The organism is Agrococcus terreus, from assembly GCF_014645235.1.
In the GTDB taxonomy this organism is placed as follows: domain Bacteria; phylum Actinomycetota; class Actinomycetes; order Actinomycetales; family Microbacteriaceae; genus Agrococcus; species Agrococcus terreus.
This window is the reverse complement of the sequence record NZ_BMLM01000002.1, coordinates 418,112-435,371: the sequence shown is the minus strand read 5'-3', so window position 1 is coordinate 435,371 and position 17,260 is coordinate 418,112. Positions and strand designations below refer to the sequence as shown.

Here is a 17,260-nt window from a genome sequence, read left to right as displayed (position 1 = left end):
CGACGGAAGCGGATCCGCGATCCGGCCTGTGGGCGGGTCGCGCGGCCGTTCCGGCGCGCGCGGATAGTGTGGCCCCACTTCGACGGTGAAGCAGGCGCAGCGTCGCGCCTGGGAAGAGGAGCGTCCCGATGCCCGAGTCCGATCCGATCGCCGAGCGCAGCGTCGCCATGCAGCGCTCGCCCGAGTTCCAGCGCCTACGGCGCACGTTCATGACCTTCATCCTGCCGATGACGATCGTCTTCCTGGCCTGGTACCTCGCGTACGTGCTCATCGCGGGCTTCGCGCCCGACTTCTTCGCCATCCGCATCGGCGGCTCCAACATCAACCTCGGCCTGCTCTTCGGGCTCGGCCAGTTCGTGACGACGTTCGCGATCACGATGCTCTACAGCCGGTGGGCGAACCGCACCTACGACCCCATCGCCGAGCCGCTCGCGCACGAGATGGAGCGGGCGGAGGCGGCCCGATGAGCGCGGAGCTCGCGTCCGCGGCGACGCCGGACCTGCAGCAGGTCGACCCCGTCATCAACATGGTCGTGTTCGCGGCGTTCGTCGCGGTCACGCTCTTCATCGTGTTCCGCGTCTCGCGCCGGAAGGCGACCGAGAACGAGTTCTACGCCGCCGGGCGGTCGTTCTCGGGCCGCCAGAACGGCATCGCGATCGCGGGCGACTACCTCTCGGCCGCGAGCTTCCTCGGCATCTGCGGCGCGATCGCCGTGGCCGGGTACGACGGCTTCCTCTACTCGATCGGCTTCCTGGTCGCGTGGCTCGTGGCGCTGCTGCTCGTCGCCGAGCTGCTGCGCAACACCGGCCGCTTCACGATGGCCGACGTGCTGAGCTTCCGCCTCAAGCAGCGCCCGGTGCGCATGGCGGCGGCGCTCGCGACGCTCACGGTCTGCTTCTTCTACCTCGTGGCGCAGATGGCGGGCGCGGGCAACCTCGTGGCGCTGCTCATGGGGTTCACCGACCCGATCGCGAAGGACATCACGATCGCGATCGTCGGCGGCCTCATGATCGTCTACGTCATCTTCGGCGGCATGAAGGGCACCACCTGGGTGCAGATCATCAAGGCCGTGCTGCTCATCGCCGGCGCCGGCATCCTCACTCTGATGGTGCTGTTCATCGTGCAGTTCGACTTCAACGAGCTGCTGCAGCGGGCGATCGACCAGTCGCCCGAGGGCGAGGCGATCCTCGCGCCGGGCCTGAAGTACACGAACCCGATCGACTTCCTCTCGCTCGGCCTCGCGCTCGTGCTCGGCACCGCGGGCCTCCCGCACGTGCTCATGCGCTTCTACACGGTGCCGAGCGCCAAGGAGGCGCGGCGCAGCGTCGTGTGGGCCATCTGGCTCATCGGCATCTTCTACCTCTTCACGCTCGTGCTCGGCTTCGGCGCCGGCGCCCTCGTGGGCCCGGAGACGATCGCCGGGGCGGCGGGCGGCGAGAACGCGGCGGCGCCGCTGCTCGCGCTCGCGCTCGGCGGGCCGGTGCTCATGGCGGTGATCTCGGCGATCGCGTTCGCGACGATCCTCGCGGTGGTCGCGGGCCTCGCGATCACGGCGGCCACCTCGTTCGCGCACGACATCTACGCCTCGATCATCAAGCGCGGCGACGTCGCGCCGGGTGCCGAGGTGAAGGTGGCGCGCATCACGGTGGTCGTCATCGGCATCATCGCGATCGTCGGCGGCATCGTCGCGCAGAACCAGAACGTCGCGTTCCTCGTGGCGCTCGCGTTCGCGGTGGCCGCCTCGGCGAACCTGCCGACCATCCTCTACTCGCTGTTCTGGCGCCGCTTCAACACCGGCGGGGCGCTGTGGTCGATGTACGGCGGGCTCATCTCGTGCGTGCTGCTCATCGTGCTCTCGCCCGCCGTCTCGGGGCGCGAGACGTCGATGTTCCCGGACGCCGACTTCGCGATCTTCCCGCTGTCCAACCCGGGCATCGTGTCGATCCCGCTCGCGTTCGTGCTCGGCATCGTCGGCACGCTCGTGACGAAGCCGTCGGCTGACCACGCGGTGAAGCAGGCCGAGATGGAGGTGCGCTCGTTCACGGGTGCCGGTGCCGAGAAGGCCAGCGAGCACTGACCCGCATCGCCCGAGGGCCGTCCGGTCGCCGCGCGCGGCGCCGGGCGGCCCTCGTCGCGTAGCGTGGGCACGACGACGAGGGGAGCGGGCATGGGCGACGCGACGGTGACGGTGCGGGCGGTCGAGGCGACCGACGAGGCGGCCTGGAAGGCGCTCTACCGCGGCTACCGCGACTTCTACCGGCTCGACCCGGACGACGCGGTCGTCGACCGGGTGTGGGCGTGGATCCAGGATGCGACCACCGTGGTCGAGGGCATCGTCGCGGAGCGCGACGGGCAGCTCGTCGGCCTCGCCAACCACCGCGCGTTCCACCGGCCGTCGACCGGCACCATCGGCACCTACCTCGACGACCTCTTCGTCGACCCCTCGGTGCGCCGCTCGGGCGCCGCGACCGCGCTCCTGGCGCGGCTGCGGGAGGACGCCGCGGCGCAGGGGCGCTCGGTCGTGCGGTGGATCACCGCGAGCGACAACGCCGACGCCCGCTCGCTCTACGACCGCGAGGCGGCCGAGACCCGGTGGGTCACGTACGACATGGCGCCGACGCCGCGCTGAGCGGCGGCGCGCGACGCGCCGGCGCCCGGCGCGGACGGGCGCCGCGGCGCGCCGTGGGCGCCCCTCGCGAGATGCCCTAGTCTCGCCTCGTGCTCCAGCCCCACCACGACGGCTCCGCCCTCCACGTCTCCACCCTCGCGCCCGCGCTCGGCGACGTCGTCGCCGTCCGCCTGCGCATCCCCGTCGGCGCCGACGCGCCGCTCGAGGTGCTCGTGCGGTCGTGCCCCGACCGCGAGCCGTTCTTCAACAAGGCGGTGCACCTCGGCACCGCCGGCGGCCACGACTGGTGGGAGGCTGAGATCCGGGTGGCGAACCCGGTGCACCGCTACCGCTGGCTCGTGCACTACGAGTCGGGCCTGACGCACTGGATCAACCAGGAGGGCGTGCACCGCATCGAGACCCGCGACGACGCCGACTTCGCGCTCGTCGCGCACGAGCCGCCGCCCGCCTGGGCGACCGACGCCGTGCTCTACCAGGTGTTCCCGGACCGCTTCGCGCGCTCCGAGGCCGCCGATGCGCGACCGACGCCCGCCTGGGCGGTCGCGGCCGGCTGGGACGAGCCCGTCGTCGGCTCCGGCCCCGGCGTCTCGGAGCAGTACTACGGCGGCGACCTCGCGGGCGTCGAGGCGCACCTCGACCACCTCGTCGGGCTCGGCGCGACGGTGCTCTACCTCACGCCCGTCTTCCCCGGCGAGTCGAACCACCGCTACAACGCCTCCACCTTCGACGAGGTCGACCCCCTGCTCGGCGGCGACGAGGCGCTCGTCTCGCTCGTGGAGTCCGCGCACGCGAAGGGCCTCAAGGTGCTCGGCGACCTCACGAGCAACCACACGGGCGACACGCACGCGTGGTTCCTCGCGGCGCAGGCCTCCGAGGACGCGCCCGAGCGCGCCTTCTACTACTTCCACGAGGGCGGCACCTACGCCTCCTGGCTCGGCCACGCCTCGCTGCCGAAGCTCAACTGGAACAGCCAGGAGCTGCGCGACCGCTTCATCGAGGGCCCCGACTCCGTCGTCGGCCGCTGGCTGCGGCCGCCCTTCTCGCTCGACGGGTGGCGGATCGACGTGGCCAACATGACCGGGCGGTACGAGGGCGATGACCTCAACGCCGAGGTGCGGCAGATCATCCGCCGCACCATGGTCGAGATCAACCCCGACACGCTGCTGCTGGGCGAGTCGACGAACGACGCGACCGACGACTTCCAGGGCGACGCCTGGCACGGCGCGATGACGTACGCGAACTTCACCCGGCCCGTGTGGGGCTGGCTGTCGGTGCCGGGCTCCGCGGCGTTCGGCGGCCTCGGCATGGCCCGCTCCGTCATCCCCTCGTACACGGGCGTCGACGTGCACCAGCAGCACCAGCGCTTCGTGGCCGGCATCCCGTGGCGCACGCGCCTCCACAACATGAACGCGCTCGACACCCACGACACCCCGCGGTTCGCGACGAACGCGCTGCCGGGCGCCGTGCCGGTCGCGCTCGGCATGGCCGTCTCGATGCCCGGCATCCCGGTCGTGTGGGCCGGCGACGAGCTGGGGCTCACGGGCGCCAACGGCGAGGACTCCCGCACGCCGATGCCGTGGGACGCGATCGACCAGCACCAGGGCACGATCGCGGTGCACCGCGAGCTGCTCGCGCTGCGGGCCGGGCAGCCGGCGCTCCGCGGCGGCGGGATGCGCTGGCTGCACGTGGGCGAGGAGGTGCTCGTCTGGGTGCGCGAGGCCGCGGCGTCGTCGGTGCTGTGCGTCGCGGCGCGCGGGTTCTACGACGTGGTGGTGGAGGAGGGCGACGTCGTCGTCGACGGCGAGCCCGCGCTCCTGTGGGGCGAGGGCGGCGCGACGGCCTTCGGTGCCGGTGGCCTGCGGCTCACGGGATCCGGCCCGTCGTTCAGCGCGTGGTCGCTGCCGGGCGTCGCGGTGCCCGTCGCCGACGAGGCGGCCGAGCTCGCCGAGCGCGAGCTGCTCGACCAGAACGCGGCGCAGGACTCGGCGCTCGCCCACGGCGAGCCCGCCGCGCCCACCGAGACGGCCGCCTGGAGCAAGGACGTGCACGGCGAGGGCTGAGCCTCCGCCTGCCTCGCGGACCCGATCCCGCGGACCGGACCCCGTGTGCCGGGTCCGGTTCGTGCGTCGGGGTCCGTCGGCGGGGCCGGCGCCGACGGCGGCAGCGGTGCTCGCGCGATGGCGGCGGTGTCAGCCGCCCGGCCACCAGCCGCCGAGGTACGCCTCGAGGTCGGCCGCGTCCGGCACGGCCACGAGGCCTGCGTCCCCGCGCTGCTCGGTGCGCCAGCCCGTCGGCCCGCCCCAGCGCCGATCGCGCGCGGTCGCGCGCACGGCCGTCGCGGTGGCCGCGTCGCCGAGCCGCACGACGCCGAGGTCGCCGACGCCGACCGCGCCGACCGCATCCGCGACCGCCGCGGCGCCCGCCGCGCTCAGCGCGACGGGCGAGCGCAGCGCGAGCACGACCCGCGCCGGGCCGGGCCAGGCGGCGACGACGCGCGGATCCGGGGGCAGCGCTGCGCGCACGTGGTCGGGGGCGACGACGCGGGCCGTCGGCATCGCGCGGAGCACGGCGTCGACGCAGACCGCGCCAGCGGCGGGCGTCGCGGCGCGCTCGAGGCGCACGACGACGTCGGCAGCCGCGCCCAGCAGAGAGCCGCCCATGCCGCCGGGCGCGCCGATCGCGGCCCACAGCCGCGCGGTCTCGGCGTTCTTGCGCTCCACGCGCTCCGCCTCGTCGCGGCCGGCCCAGTCGGGGCCGTCGTGCCACGCGACGGCGCCCGGCACGTGCGCCAGGCCCGCGCCTCCGAGCCACGCCCGGTGCGCCCATTCCCAGTCCTCGCCGCCGTAGGCGTCGAACGACTCGTCGAAGCCGCCGACGTCGTCGAGCAGCCACCGCGAGCAGGCCAGCACCGCGCCGATCGCGAAGCGGTAGGAGCGCGCGTCGGCGTCGAGGAGGTCGCGCGAGCCGCGGTAGGCGTCGGCGAGCCAGGCCGGCTCGGGCAGCTCGAGCCGCGGGCCGGCCGCCTCGACGGGCTCCGCGGGGCCGGCGCGGTCCAGCTCGGCGTGCCGTCGCCGGCCGACCGCGACGACGTCGGGCAGGGCGGACGGGATGGCCGCGAGCCGCGCGACGTACGCGGGCTCCGGCGCGGTGTCGGCGTCGAGGAAGCAGAGCACGTCGCCCGTCGCGGCGCGCGCGCCGAGGTTGCGCACCGCCGACAGGCGGAACCCGCGGTCCTCCTGCCGCACGAGCCGCACGCCGTCCGGCACCCGCGGCGGCTCGGGCGAGCCGTCGTCCGCGACGACCACCTCCAGCAGGTCGGCCGGATGCGTCTGCCGCGCGAGCGCCGCGAGGGTCCGCTCGAGCTGCGCCTGCTGATCGAAGTGCGCGACGACCACCGAGACGCGCCGCGGCGCCGGCGGGTCGACCAGCGCCGCCGACCAGTCGTTGCCGACGAGCGGTGCGCCGAACGGCGCGGTCACCAGCGGCTCCAGCGCTCGAGGTAGGCGGCGGCCGTCTGCGCCAGGTGCGGCTCGGTGCGTGCGTCGGGGCCGAGCCAGGTGCTCCCCGGGTCCTCGAGGGCTGCCTCCACGGCGCCCCGCAGCCCCTCGACGGGCACGAGCGTCATGGTGCCCGGGCGCAGCGCCGCCATCTCGGCGAAGTAGTCGTTCTCGACGACGACCGCACGGCGGCCCGCCGCGAGCCAGTCGTTGAGCGATCCGGACGCCGACACGTGCCGATGCGCGACGAGCGGCACCGCGGCCCGGCGGGCGCGCTCGAGCAGCGCCGCGTCGTCGAGGAAGCCGGTCGCTGCGAGCGCGACGCCCCGGGAGGCGGCGTGCGCGCGGAGCGCCTCCAGCTCGGCCTCGTGGCCCGGCGAGGGCCTGCCGATCGCCGTCACCGCGAGCGGCGGGTGGAAGGCCGCGGCGGCTTCGACGGCCTCCGCGTGCCCCTTGCCGGGGTAGAAGAAGCCGAGCACGGCGAGCTCCCGGAGCGGCTCCGGCGCGGGCGTCAGGTCGGGCGCGGCCGCCGGCAGCGGGATGACGTCGACGACGCGGGACGAGGGCAGCAGCGCGTCGAGCAGGCGCCGCTCGTGCTCGCTGCTGCAGACGACGACCTCGGCGGCCTCGACGACCCTCCGGTACGCCGCAGCGCGCCGGGCCATCGAGGCAGCGCCGTCGGAGGGCTGCGGCAGGTCGTGGAGCGTGACCGACACCCGGGCGCGGCGCGCGAACCGCTCGACCGCCGCGGCGGCCGCATCCGGATCGGGCCCCCACAACCGGTCGGTGAAGTGGAGGTGCAGGCGCGCCGCGCCGAGGGCGTCGGCGCTCGCCTCGACCAGCGTCGCGCGCCCGTCGAGGGCCGCCGCGGCGGCGCCGATCGCCCGCGCGCAGCGGTCGACGCCGTGCTCGGGCTGCCCGAGGTGCACGAGGAGCGGCGGGGCGCTCACAGGCCGAGCGCCCCGAGCGCGGCCGCGTGCCGCTCGAGCCCCGCGCGCACGGCATCCGGGTGCTCGCGGTACCAGGCGAGGTGCGCCTCCCGCACCTCGCCGCGGTCCACGCTGCGGCCGTCGACGATCCAGTGGTCGCGGGGCTCGGCGTCGATGCCGAGGAGGTCGATCACGGCGGCCTCCCGTGGCGCGTGCACGGCGTCGAGCAGCGGGCGCGAGAGCCGGCGGGGCTCGCCGCCCGTGCCGAGGACCTCGTGCACCCGCAGCGCCACCGGCTCCCAGACCGCGTTGCCCGGATGGTTGATGGTGCGCATGCGCTCGAAGCTCGGCTCGGCGAGCAGGTCGGAGACCGGCACGGTGCCGTGCCGCTGCTCGCGCGAGCGCAGCTCCTCGAGCGAGGCGGCGCCGATCGCCCGGAGGGCGTCGGCGCTCGGCAGCGGTGCCGCGGGGCGCCCCGCCGCCGCGCTCAGCGTGCGGAGGTCGTGGTAGGCGACGACGGGCGGCGTCGCGCCGGGATCCGAGGGTGGGCGCACGATCGCGTGCCAGGGGTAGGCGCTCGCATCGCGGATGACCGGCAGCACGGCGGTGCGGGCACCCGCGGGTGCGGCGGCGAACAGCTGCCGGGTGCCGAGCGGCAGCCCGTGGTAGTCGTCGCGGATGGGCTGCGCCACCACGACCGCGGCCCGGGCGAGCGCCCGCTGCAGGTGCGGCACGTCGTCCGCGACGAGCTCGTGGACGGGCGGCACCCGGAGCAGGCGCACGTCGATGCCCTCGAGCGCCTGCCGCAGCGACTCCGCCTGGCAGTTGCCGAGCACGACGCCGACCGGCCCGTCGTCGGCCGACGGCTCGTACAGGTCGGCGTAGTGGCGGCGCCTGCCGTCCTCGTCGGCCACGGGGCCTCCTCCGTCTCGGGCCGGATCCGTCCCCCGGATTCGGGGGACATCCAGGGTCGTGCTGGCTACTGTAGGCGCGGGCGGCCCCAGACGCCCTGAGCGCATCGACGGTGCCCCACGCCGGTGTCCCAGCTGACGCCTGCCTGGAGGAGCACGCCTTGGATCGAGACCCTGCGACGACCAGCCGCGCGCTCCTGCTCGAGGACCGCGACCCCGTGCGGATCGCCGCCGTGCCCGCCGCGCATCCCTACGTGCGCGCGGTCACGGCCGCGTCGGGCATCGAGGTGCTGCCGGATCCCGTGGTCGACCCCGCGCATCCCGAGCGCTGGTGGCCGCCGGCGGTCCTCGAGCCGGAGTGGATCGCCGAGCACGCGGACGCCCTCGACCTCGTGCACGTGCACTTCGGCATGGAGTCGCTGCCGCCGGGCCGGCTCGACGCGGCGCTCGACGCGCTCGAGGCAGCCGGTGTGCCGCTCGTGCACACCGTGCACGACCTCGACAACCCGCAGCTGCACGACCAGCGCTCGCATCGCGCGGACCTCGACCGCATCGTGCCGCGGGCCGACGCGCTCGTGACGCTCACCGACGAGGCGGCCCGGCGCATCCGGGACGCCTGGGGCCGGGAGGCGCTCGTGCTGCCGCACCCGACCCTGCTCGCGACCGCCGCCCCGGCGCCACGTCGCACGGGCGACCAGGTGGTCGTCGGCACCCACCTGCGCGACCTGCGCCCCAGCATCGACGCCGAGGGCGCGGCACGAGGCCTGCTCGCGGCCGTCTCGGCGCTCCGCGCCGCCGGCACGCCCGCGATCGCGCGCCTGCACCTCAACGAGCGCACCCGCGACGACGCCCGCGCGGCACGCCTCGTCGACGACCTCGCCGACAGGCCGTGGTGCGAGGTGGTCGTGCGGCCCCGGCCCGACGACGCGGCCCTCCTCGCCGAGCTCGACGCGCTCGACCTCGCGCTGCTGCCGTACGGCCACGGCACCCACTCCGGCTGGGTCGAGCTGTGCCACGACCGCGGCATCCCGGTGCTCGGGCCCGCCGGGCTGCCGATGGCGCGCCAGCACCCGGGCGACTACGCAGGGTTCGAGGGCTGGGACGGCGCGGGCGCGGCGGCCCTCGCGGCGCTCGCCGCGGCCCCGCCCGCGGGTACCCCCGAGCGCGCGCGGCTCGTCGCGCATCGCGCGCGGAGGCGCGCGGCGGAGCGCGAGCTCGTCGCGCACGCGCACCTCGAGCTCTACCGCCGCGTCGTCGCCGGAGGCCGCCGGTGACCGCTGCGGCCGGCCGGCGGCTGCGGGTGCTCGTCATCGCGCCCTCCCGCCACCCGATCCGGCAGCCGCACGCGGGCGGCCTCGAGGCGGCCGTCTGGGACCGGGTGCGCGCGCTGCGGGCCGCGGGCCACGACGCGGTCCTCGTCGCCTCGCACGGCTCCGACTTCCTCGACCGTACGCCCGACGCGCTGCGGATGCCCGCCGTCGTCTGGGGCGCGACGCGCTCGTCGGATGCCGTCTACCCGCCCGGCTACCTCGACGGCGTCGCCCGCGTGCTCGACGAGCTCATGGACCGGCTCGCCGCCGATCCCGGCGCGTTCGACCTCATCGACAACCACAGCCTTCACCCGATCCCGATCGCGCGGTCGGCCGAGCACGGCATCCCCATGCGCACGACGCTGCACACGCCGCCGCTGCCCGAGCTCGTCGAGGCGGCGGTCGCCGCAGGCCCCGGGCACGCCTTCGTCTCGGTGAGCGCGCATACCGCGAGCGAGTGGCGGCGCAGCGGCGTCGCGTCGACCGTGGAGCCCAACGTCGTCGACGCGGAGGCCTGGCCGCTCGGTCGCGGCGGCACGAGGCTCGTGTGGTTCGGCCGGATCGTGCCCGAGAAGGGGCCGCACCTCGCGATCGAGGCCGCGGAGGCGCTCGGCCGGCGGCTCGTGCTGGCGGGGCGGGTGGGCGACGTCGAGTACCACGAGCGCGCCATCGCGCCGCGCCTCGGCCGTGCCGTGCGGCACGTGGGGCCGCTGCGGCGCCGGCGGCTCGCGCGGCTCGTCGGCGCCAGCGGATGCGCGCTCGTGACGCCGTGCTGGGACGAGCCGTTCGGGCTCGTCGTGGCGGAGGCGCTCACGACCGGCACGCCGGTCGTCGCGTTCGACCGCGGCGGCATCCGGGAGGTGGTCGGCGACCTGCCCGGCGCGGCGCTCGTGCCGCCCGGCGACGTCGGCGCGCTCGCCGCCGCGGCGCTGCGGCTGGGATCGCCCGGCGCCGCCGAGCGCGCGCGGATCCGCGAGCGCGCGCTCGAGCGGTTCTCGAGCGCCGGCCGCATCGCGCGGCTCGTCGCCCAGGCGGGCGTCGCCGCAGCCCCGACCCGTGCGGCAGCACCGCCCGTGCCGGCCTCGCTCGCCCCGCGGCTGCTGCGCATCGTGGATCCCGGCGACGGGGCGGAGGCGGGCGCGTGACCGCGATCGGCTGGTACGTGCACCACCACGGGCACGGCCACCTCGCGCGGTTCCTGGCCGTCCGCCCCCACCTCGACGCCCGCGTCGTCGCGCTCAGCTCGCTCCCACGGCCGACCGGGCTGCCCGCCGGCGCGGAGTGGATCGAGCTGCCGCGGGACGACCACGACGAGGGCGAGGGCGCCCCGGCGCTGGCCTCGCCGACAGCAGGAGGTTCGCTGCACTGGGCGCCCCTGCGCCATCGCGGGCACGCGCGTCGGCTGGCCGCGATCGCGGCGCTCGCCCCCGAGCTCGACGCGATGGTCGTCGACGTCTCGGTCGAGGTGACGGCGCTCGCCCGGCTCCTCGGCCTCCCGGTGGTGCTCGTCGCCCAGCCGGGCGAGCGCACCGACGCGCCGCACGCGCTCGGCCGCCGACTCGCGGAGGCGATCGTCGCACCCTGGCCGACGCCCGCCGGCGATCCGACCGGCTCGCCGTTCGAGCACGTCGGCGGCATCTCCCGCCACGCCGGGCGCCCGCGCACCGCCGCGGCGCGGCCCGGCACGGTGCTCGCCCTCGGCGGCGGCGCTCACGACCCCGAGTGGACGGCGCTCGTCGCGGCCGCGGCAGGCGCCAGCGGGCGCACCTGGCGCATCGCGGGCGCGGGCGCCTGGCTCGACGACCCGTGGACCGCGCTGTGCGAGGCGGAGGTGGTGGTCACCGCGGCGGGCCAGAACGCGATCGCCGACGTCGCCGCCGCGGGCGCGCGCGCCGTCGTGCTGCCGAGGCCGCGGCCGTTCGCCGAGCAGCGTGCGACCGCGACGCTGCTCGGCGGGCTCGGCCTCGCTGTCGTGGCCGACGACCTCCCGGACGCCGGCGGGCTCGAGCGCCTCGTCGACGCGGCCGCGGCGCTCGAGCCCGACTGGACGGGCTGGGGCGTGGAGGGCGCGGCCGCGCGGCTGGCCGCCGTCGTCGCGCGCGTCGCGCGCACCGGGCGGGTCGCGGCATGACGCTCGCGACCGTCACCCTCGCCTCCGAGGCGCGGCGCGACCACCTCGCGCGGCAGCAGGAGCGGCTCGCTCCGGTGCGGGGCCTCGAGCGGGTCGTCGTCTGGCTCGATGCGGCGCCGCCCGTCGACGTCCCCGGCACCGCCGTGCTGCACGTGCCGCCTGCCGCCGAGGGCATGCGGCTCGCCGCCGCCCGCAACGCAGGCGCCGCCGCGGCGCTCGCGGCCGGCGCGACGGGGGTCGTGCTGCTCGACGCGGACTGCGTGCCCGGCCCGGCCCTCCTCGACCGCTACGCGTCGGCGCTGCGCGCGCACCCGGGTGCGCTGCTCGCGGGACCGGTCACGTACCTCCGCGAGGGCGACCTCGTCTCGACCGGCACCGACCTCGCCGCGCGCACCGCGCCGCATCCCGCCCGGCCGTCGCCGCCCGACGGCGAGGTGGTGGTGGCGCGTCCCGACGAGCAGGTGCTCTTCTGGTCGCTGTCGTTCGCGACCACCGCCGAGACGTGGCGTCGGATCGGCGGCTTCGACGAGGGCTACGTCGGCTACGGCGGCGAGGACACCGACTTCGCGATGCGCGCGCAGGCCGCCGGCGTGCCGCTCGCGTGGGTGGGCGGCGCGCACGCGTACCACCAGCACCATCCGGTCTCGAGCCCCCCGTGGCAGCACCTCGACGACATCCTCCGCAACGGTGCGCGCTTCGCCGAGCGGTGGGGGTGGTGGCCGATGGGCGGCTGGCTCGAGGCGTTCGCGGCGGCGGGCGCGATCGAGCGCGACGGCGACGGCTGGCGCCGGACGGGTCGGATGCCCGAGGCGTAGGCCGTGCCGCAGGCTCCGCGTCGCGGGGTCAGCGCGCGCCGACGACGCCGATCGGCTCGGTGCCGGCCTCGTCGCGGAGCGGCGCGGGCTCCGCGAGCGCCGCCTCGGGGTCGGGTCGTCGACGCCCCAGCGGCACGGCGCCCGAGCCCAGCAGCACGCCGAGCACCACGACGCCCGCCCCGGCGAGCTCGCCCGCGGTGAGCGTCTCGCCGAGCACCGCCCACGCCGTGAGCAGCCCGACGACGGGCACGAGCATCGAGAACGGCGCGATGCGCGACGAGGGGTGGCGGGTGAGCAGCCAGGTCCAGATGCCGCTGCCGACGACGGTGCCGAAGAGCATCGTGTAGCCGAGGCCGGCGAGCGCGAGGAGGCCTGTCTGGGTCTCGAGCCCGACGAACGAGGCGCCGATCGCCGTGGGGCCCTCGACCCAGAGCGAGACCGCGAGCATCGGCAGCACGGGCACGACCGACATCCAGAGCGTCAGGTGCATCGGCTTCGACGGCCGGGCCAGCTTGTTCGAGAGGTTGCCGAGCGCCCAGCCAAGCGCGCCGAGCAGCGTGAGCAGGAACGGTCCGAGCGCCGCGGTGCCGAGCTGCTGCCAGCCGATCGCGGTGAGGCCCGCGACGGCGAGCAGGATGCCGATCACCTGGCCGCGGTCGAGGCGCTCGCGCAGCAGCGTGGCGCCGAGCAGCACCGTCATCGGCGCCGACGACTGCAGGACGAGCGAGGCGAGGCCCGTCGGCATGCCGGTCGCCATCGCCCAGTACAGGAAGAGGAACTGCAGCGTGCCGAAGCCGAGGCCGTAGCCGAGCAGCCAGCGCAGCGGCACGTCGGGGCGGGGGATGAGCAGCACGGTCGGCACCGCGAGCAGCGCGAAGCGGAGCGCGACGAGGAAGAACGGCGGGAACTGCTCGAGCGAGAGGTGGATCGCGAGGAAGTTGAGCCCCCACAGCACCGCCACCAGGATCGCCAGCAGCCGCTCCCGGGTGGACATCGCGCGCTGGATCATGCCGAGAGGAGATCAGACAACGATCATGCAGCACAAGCGAACGTTGCTTGACCATCTGTGTAGCGTTGCTGCATGGAGCTGCGCGACCTGGTGCTGCTGCGGGAGCTCGACGAGCGGGGCAGCCTCACGGCCGTCGCTCGCGCCCTGTCGGTGACGCCCTCCGCCGTCTCCCAGCGCCTCCGCGCCCTCGAGCGCACCCTCGGCCTGCCGCTCACCGAGCCGGTGGGCCGGGGTGTCCGGCTCACGGAGCCGGGGCGGCTGCTCGCCACCGGGGCGGTGGAGGTCGCAGCGGTCGTCGCGAGCGTCGAGGCGCGGCTCGCCGCGTTCCAGGGCGGCATCGCGGGTCGGATCGACGTGGCGGCGCTGCCGAGCGCGGGCGTCGTGCTGCTGCCGGCGCTGCTCGGGCGCCTCGGCGCCGAGGTGGAGGTGCGCGTGCACGACCACGACGTGGCCGAGGCCGACTACGCGGCGCTCGCGCGCGACCACGACCTCGTCATCGGGCACCGGATGTCGCCCGAGCCCCGGCGCGACTGGCAGCACCTGCGGGTCGTCGACCTGCTGCGCGAGCCGCTCGACATCGCGCTGCCCGCCGCGCATCCGCTCGCCGCGCGCGAGGCCGTGACGCCGGCCGACATCGCGGGGGAGCGGTGGATCGGGGTGCCCGAGGGCTACCCCTTCGACGACCTGCGGCTCGCGATCGAGGCCGCGGCGGGCGAGCCGTTCCGCATCGTGCAGCGGATGCGCGACAACCGGCTGGTCGAGGCGCTCGTCGAGGCCGGGTTCGGGATGGGGATCCTGCCGCGGTTCAGCACCCGTCCGTCGACCGGGGTGCGCCTCCTGCCGCTGCGCGGCGTCGCCACTGGGCGCGTCATCAGCGCGCTCGCGCGGCCGGAGGTGGCGGAGCGCGCGGTGGTGCGCCACGCGCTCGAGGCGCTGCGCGCGTGCGCCGCCGAGATCGCTCCCGCGCCGCGCCGGTGAGGTCGAAGCGGGCCGCGGCGCGGTGCTATGATCGTCCGGTTGCCGTCGCACGGCAGCGCCCCGATAGCTCAGTGGTAGAGCACTTCCATGGTAAGGAAGGGGTCGCGAGTTCAATCCTCGCTCGGGGCTCTCGTCCGCTTGGTGCTTCGCGCCTGGGCGGGCGTCGCGGCGGGGTAGCTCAGTTGGTGAGAGCGCACGACTCATAATCGTGAGGTCGCGGGTTCGAACCCCGCCCTCGCTACCGCCGCAGGACCCCCGGACGCCGTCAGGCTCCGGGGGTCCTCTGCATGTCCGGAGCGTCGTCGCGCCTGCGAAGGCGCGCATGCGATCCTCTGGCTGTGCCGTGCCGATGCGGCCACGGGGGAGGGCGCATGCGACGGTCCATCGGGCGAGCCGCGTCGGCGCTCGTCGTCGCCGCCTGCGCGGGCCTCGTGCTCATCGGCTGCGCTGCGCCGCGCGGTCCGCTGACCGCAGGCGGCGAGCAGCAGGCCCCGCCGGGGGTCCCCTGGGCCGAGGCATCGAGCGGGTCGCGCGCGTGCATCCCCGCCGCCCTCGACGAGGGATCCGACTTCTGGTTCGGCAACGCGCACACGAACGACGGCGCCGACGACGCCGTGATCCGTGGCGTCGCGCTGCGCGGCGCTGACAACCTCGAGCTGGTCGAGGCCGTCGTCACCGGGACGGAGGACGCCATCGGCGCGGTGACCGATCCGTGGGCGTCGGGACGCTCCTGGGAGCGCGTCCCGGCCGCAGGGGCGACCGTCCCCGCGGGCGAGACGGTGATGGTCGTCGTCCGCGTCCGGCCGATCGACGCCGCGGCGGACGGCACGGCAGTCGGATGGGACGTCGCGAACGAGTCCGGCGCGGTCCGGGGCGTGAGCTCGTCGACGATGGGCATCGCGGTCGCGCACGACTGCTCCGGCGACGACGGTCACTGACCGCGCGGCGCGAGCCGGTGGCTAGGCTTGGCGCGTGCCAGTGAACCCCGAGATCCAGGGCCGCCAGTACCCTCCGACGGCCCCGTACCTGGTCGGCCGCGAGAAGGTGCGCGAGTTCGCGCGCGCCGTGCAGGCGACCCACCCGGAGCACCACGACGTCGAGGCGGCCCGCGCCGCCGGCCACGCCGACGTGGTCGCGCCGCCCACCTTCCCGATCGTCATCCAGCAGCTCACCTGGAACCAGCTGCTCGACGACCCGGAGGCGGGCATCGTGCTCTCGCGCATCGTCCACGGCGACCAGCGCTTCACCGCCACGCGGCCGATCGTCGCGGGCGACGAGCTCACCGCGCAGCTCACGGTGACGCGCGTGCGCTCGCTCGGCGGCAACGACATGGTGACCTGCGAGACGGTCGTGACGGATGCGGAGGGCGCCCACGTGGTCACGGCCACGTCGTCGCTCGTCGTGGGAGGGGACGCGTGATGGCGCAGCTGCAGGACCTCGAGGTCGGCCAGGTGGTCGCCGAGCGCGAGCTCGCCTTCACGCGCGAGACGCTCGTCCGGTACGCGGGCGCATCCGGCGACTTCAACCCCATCCACTACCGCGACGACGTCGCCGAGGCCGTCGGCCTGCCGGGCGTGCTCGCGCACGGGATGCTCACCATGGGCGCCGCAGTGCAGCCGGTCGTCGACTGGGCCGGCCCCGGCCGCGTGCTCGACTACCAGGTGCGCTTCACCCGCCCCGTCGTGGTCGACCCGGAGGCGGGGGCCGCGCTGCGCGTCGTCGCCACCGTCGGCAAGGTCGAGGAGGGCACGGCGCGCATCGACCTCACCGTGACCGCGGGCGAGCAGACGGTGCTCGGCAAGGCCCAGGTCGTCGTGGCGACCGACCGATGAGCGAGCGGCGCGCGCTCGCCGACGCGACGACGATGCGCGTCGGCGGCGAGGCCGCGCGCTGGATCGACGCCACCACCCGCGAGGAGGCGGTCGAGGCGTACGCAGAGCTGCTCGCGACCGACGAGCCGCACGTGCTGCTCGGCGGCGGGTCGAACACGGTCGCCTCGAGCGACGACTTCGACGGCACCGTGCTGCGCATCGCCACCCGCGGCATCCAGGAGCTGCCCGCCCCGCCCGCGCCCCACCGCCCCGAGGGCGAGGAGCCGCCGGCCGACGAGTCGGTCGTGCTGCGCGTGGAGGCCGGCGAGGGCTGGGACGCCCTCGTCGCCCGCACCGTCGCCGACGGCCTCGCCGGGCTCGAGGCGCTCAGCGGCATCCCGGGCTCGGTGGGCGCCGCGCCCATCCAGAACATCGGCGCGTACGGGCAGGAGCTCGCCTCGACGCTGCATGCGATCGAGCTGCTCGACGCCGAGACGCTCGAGGTGCGGCACGTGCCCGCCGCCGAGCTGCGCCTGGGCTACCGCGACTCCGCGCTGAAGCGCGGCGACCTCCGCGGCGTCGTGCTGTCGGTCGACCTGCGCCTGCGGCGCAGCGCCGACCGCCGCAGCCAGCCGGTCGCGTACCAGCAGCTCGCGACCGCGCTCGGCGTCGACCTCGGCACGCGCGTGCCGCTCGACGACGTGCGTGCCTCGGTGCTGGCGCTGCGCACCGCGAAGGGCATGGTGCTCTCGGACGACCCCGACTCCGTGAGCGCCGGCTCGTTCTTCACGAACCCCGTCGTCTCGGCGCGCTTCGCGGGCGAGCTGCCGAAGGACGCACCCCGATGGTCGGTGGCGCCCGAGCCGTCGGCCACCGTGCTGCCGCTCGACGCCGACACGCCTGTCCCGTCGCTCGACCGCCCCGTGCCGCGCGTGAAGCTCTCGGCCGCCTGGCTCATCGAGCAGGCGGGCATCGAGCGCGGGTTCACGCTGCCCGGCTCGCGCGCTGCCGTCTCGTCGAAGCACACGCTCGCGCTCACGAACCGCGGCGGCGCCACCGGCGAGGAGGTCGCCGAGCTCGCGCGCTACGTGCAGATGCGGGTCGAGAACCAGTTCGGCGTGCACCTCGTGCCCGAGCCGGTGCTCGTCGGGCTCGTCGTCTAGCGACGGCGCCTGAGCGCGGCGCGGAGACGCCGCGCCGCGTGGCAGGATCGACGCCAGGTGCGGGACATCCGCTCCTC

Annotated in this window: 17 protein-coding genes and 2 tRNA genes; 15 read left to right on the top strand and 4 right to left on the bottom strand. The window is 75.9% G+C overall.

The features are described 5' to 3' along the window. Nucleotides 1-128: 128 nt before the first annotated feature. The 4 genes from IEW90_RS11915 to IEW90_RS11900 all read left to right on the top strand — a co-directional run bounded on the left by IEW90_RS11915 (nucleotide 129) and on the right by IEW90_RS11900 (nucleotide 4,689). Complete coding sequence (locus tag IEW90_RS11915) at nucleotides 129-467, top strand: DUF485 domain-containing protein (protein WP_188718497.1); 339 nt, start codon at nucleotides 129-131, stop codon at nucleotides 465-467. Further along, entirely contained in the window at nucleotides 464-2,077 is a 1,614-nt protein-coding gene (locus IEW90_RS11910; protein WP_188718496.1) for a monocarboxylic acid transporter, read from the top strand. Before IEW90_RS11915 ends, IEW90_RS11910 begins: the two co-directional genes overlap by 4 nt. A 90-nt stretch (nucleotides 2,078-2,167) precedes the next feature. Further along, nucleotides 2,168-2,629, top strand: a complete 462-nt coding sequence (locus IEW90_RS11905; RefSeq protein WP_188718495.1) for a GNAT family N-acetyltransferase — start codon at nucleotides 2,168-2,170, stop codon at nucleotides 2,627-2,629. A gap of 89 nt (nucleotides 2,630-2,718) precedes the next feature. Next, nucleotides 2,719-4,689, top strand: a complete 1,971-nt coding sequence (locus IEW90_RS11900; protein WP_188718494.1) for a glycoside hydrolase family 13 protein — start codon at nucleotides 2,719-2,721, stop codon at nucleotides 4,687-4,689. Nucleotides 4,690-4,818: 129 nt separating this feature from the next. Here IEW90_RS11900 and IEW90_RS11895 read toward each other — a convergent pair whose 3' ends face one another. Genes IEW90_RS11895 through IEW90_RS11885 form a run of 3 tightly spaced genes read right to left on the bottom strand, consistent with a single transcriptional unit; the run spans nucleotide 4,819 to nucleotide 7,969 of the window. Beyond that, nucleotides 4,819-6,108: a glycosyltransferase family 2 protein gene (locus IEW90_RS11895; RefSeq protein WP_229679654.1), complete on the bottom strand. Its 1,290-nt coding sequence runs from the start codon at nucleotides 6,106-6,108 to the stop codon at nucleotides 4,819-4,821. Next, nucleotides 6,105-7,076 carry a hypothetical protein gene (locus tag IEW90_RS11890; protein WP_188718493.1) on the bottom strand — a complete coding sequence of 324 codons (972 nt, stop codon included), beginning with the start codon at nucleotides 7,074-7,076 and terminating at the stop codon, nucleotides 6,105-6,107. Before IEW90_RS11890 ends, IEW90_RS11895 begins: the two co-directional genes overlap by 4 nt. Further along, on the bottom strand, nucleotides 7,073-7,969 hold the full coding sequence (locus IEW90_RS11885) for a WcbI family polysaccharide biosynthesis putative acetyltransferase (RefSeq protein WP_188718492.1): 897 nt from the start codon (nucleotides 7,967-7,969) through the stop codon (nucleotides 7,073-7,075). Before IEW90_RS11885 ends, IEW90_RS11890 begins: the two co-directional genes overlap by 4 nt. Before the next feature lie 158 nt (nucleotides 7,970-8,127). Here IEW90_RS11885 and IEW90_RS11880 point away from each other — a divergent pair, with 158 nt between their 5' ends. From IEW90_RS11880 to IEW90_RS11865, 4 genes are read left to right on the top strand one after another with little or no spacing between them, the layout of a single operon-like run. Continuing rightward, nucleotides 8,128-9,240 carry a glycosyltransferase gene (locus IEW90_RS11880; RefSeq protein ID WP_188718491.1) on the top strand — a complete coding sequence of 371 codons (1,113 nt, stop codon included), beginning with the start codon at nucleotides 8,128-8,130 and terminating at the stop codon, nucleotides 9,238-9,240. Then, a complete protein-coding gene (locus tag IEW90_RS11875; protein WP_188718490.1) occupies nucleotides 9,237-10,421 on the top strand; it encodes a glycosyltransferase in 1,185 nt (394 codons plus the stop codon). The genes IEW90_RS11880 and IEW90_RS11875 overlap by 4 nt, the downstream gene beginning before the upstream one ends. After that, nucleotides 10,418-11,407, top strand: a complete 990-nt coding sequence (locus tag IEW90_RS11870) for a hypothetical protein (protein ID WP_188718489.1) — start codon at nucleotides 10,418-10,420, stop codon at nucleotides 11,405-11,407. The genes IEW90_RS11875 and IEW90_RS11870 overlap by 4 nt, the downstream gene beginning before the upstream one ends. Then, complete coding sequence (locus IEW90_RS11865; RefSeq protein ID WP_188718488.1) at nucleotides 11,404-12,222, top strand: glycosyltransferase family 2 protein; 819 nt, start codon at nucleotides 11,404-11,406, stop codon at nucleotides 12,220-12,222. The genes IEW90_RS11870 and IEW90_RS11865 overlap by 4 nt, the downstream gene beginning before the upstream one ends. Nucleotides 12,223-12,250: 28 nt before the next feature. On the opposite strand, the gene IEW90_RS11860 is transcribed toward IEW90_RS11865, so the two are convergent. Then, complete coding sequence (locus IEW90_RS11860; protein ID WP_188718849.1) at nucleotides 12,251-13,216, bottom strand: EamA family transporter; 966 nt, start codon at nucleotides 13,214-13,216, stop codon at nucleotides 12,251-12,253. A gap of 87 nt (nucleotides 13,217-13,303) precedes the next feature. On the opposite strand from IEW90_RS11860, the gene IEW90_RS11855 reads away from it, so the two are divergent. From IEW90_RS11855 to IEW90_RS11825, 7 genes are all read left to right on the top strand, one after another. After that, the gene (locus IEW90_RS11855) at nucleotides 13,304-14,209 is read left to right on the top strand and encodes a LysR family transcriptional regulator (protein ID WP_188718487.1); all 906 of its coding nucleotides are present in this window, start codon (nucleotides 13,304-13,306) and stop codon (nucleotides 14,207-14,209) included. A gap of 57 nt (nucleotides 14,210-14,266) precedes the next feature. Beyond that, a tRNA-Thr gene (locus IEW90_RS11850) sits at nucleotides 14,267-14,338 on the top strand. Between the two features lie 38 nt (nucleotides 14,339-14,376). Then, nucleotides 14,377-14,450, top strand: a tRNA-Met gene (locus tag IEW90_RS11845). 130 nt (nucleotides 14,451-14,580) lie between these two features. After that, nucleotides 14,581-15,147, top strand: coding sequence for a hypothetical protein (locus IEW90_RS11840; protein WP_188718486.1), 567 nt, complete (start codon nucleotides 14,581-14,583; stop codon nucleotides 15,145-15,147). A 34-nt stretch (nucleotides 15,148-15,181) separates the two neighbouring features. Further along, nucleotides 15,182-15,628 (top strand): MaoC family dehydratase N-terminal domain-containing protein, encoded by a 447-nt coding sequence (locus IEW90_RS11835; RefSeq protein WP_188718485.1) that lies wholly within the window; start codon nucleotides 15,182-15,184, stop codon nucleotides 15,626-15,628. Then, nucleotides 15,628-16,041 carry a MaoC/PaaZ C-terminal domain-containing protein gene (locus tag IEW90_RS11830; RefSeq protein ID WP_188718484.1) on the top strand — a complete coding sequence of 138 codons (414 nt, stop codon included), beginning with the start codon at nucleotides 15,628-15,630 and terminating at the stop codon, nucleotides 16,039-16,041. Before IEW90_RS11835 ends, IEW90_RS11830 begins: the two co-directional genes overlap by 1 nt. Then, entirely contained in the window at nucleotides 16,038-17,183 is a 1,146-nt protein-coding gene (locus IEW90_RS11825) for a UDP-N-acetylmuramate dehydrogenase (RefSeq protein ID WP_188718483.1), read from the top strand. The genes IEW90_RS11830 and IEW90_RS11825 overlap by 4 nt, the downstream gene beginning before the upstream one ends. Nucleotides 17,184-17,260 lie beyond the last annotated feature (77 nt).

Excerpts from the sequence above, each read along its gene's own strand:
- IEW90_RS11915 (WP_188718497.1), top strand. The coding sequence starts at position 129 with ATGCCCGAGTCCGATCCGATCGCCGAGCGCAGCGTCGCCATGCAGCGC.
- IEW90_RS11830 (WP_188718484.1), top strand. The coding sequence starts at position 15,628 with ATGGCGCAGCTGCAGGACCTCGAGGTCGGCCAGGTGGTCGCCGAGCGC.
- IEW90_RS11865 (WP_188718488.1), top strand. The coding sequence starts at position 11,404 with ATGACGCTCGCGACCGTCACCCTCGCCTCCGAGGCGCGGCGCGACCAC.
- IEW90_RS11905 (WP_188718495.1), top strand. The coding sequence starts at position 2,168 with ATGGGCGACGCGACGGTGACGGTGCGGGCGGTCGAGGCGACCGACGAG.
- IEW90_RS11860 (WP_188718849.1), bottom strand. The coding sequence starts at position 13,216 with ATGTCCACCCGGGAGCGGCTGCTGGCGATCCTGGTGGCGGTGCTGTGG.
- IEW90_RS11910 (WP_188718496.1), top strand. The coding sequence starts at position 464 with ATGAGCGCGGAGCTCGCGTCCGCGGCGACGCCGGACCTGCAGCAGGTC.
- IEW90_RS11825 (WP_188718483.1), top strand. The coding sequence starts at position 16,038 with ATGAGCGAGCGGCGCGCGCTCGCCGACGCGACGACGATGCGCGTCGGC.
- IEW90_RS11855 (WP_188718487.1), top strand. The coding sequence starts at position 13,304 with ATGGAGCTGCGCGACCTGGTGCTGCTGCGGGAGCTCGACGAGCGGGGC.
- IEW90_RS11840 (WP_188718486.1), top strand. The coding sequence starts at position 14,581 with ATGCGACGGTCCATCGGGCGAGCCGCGTCGGCGCTCGTCGTCGCCGCC.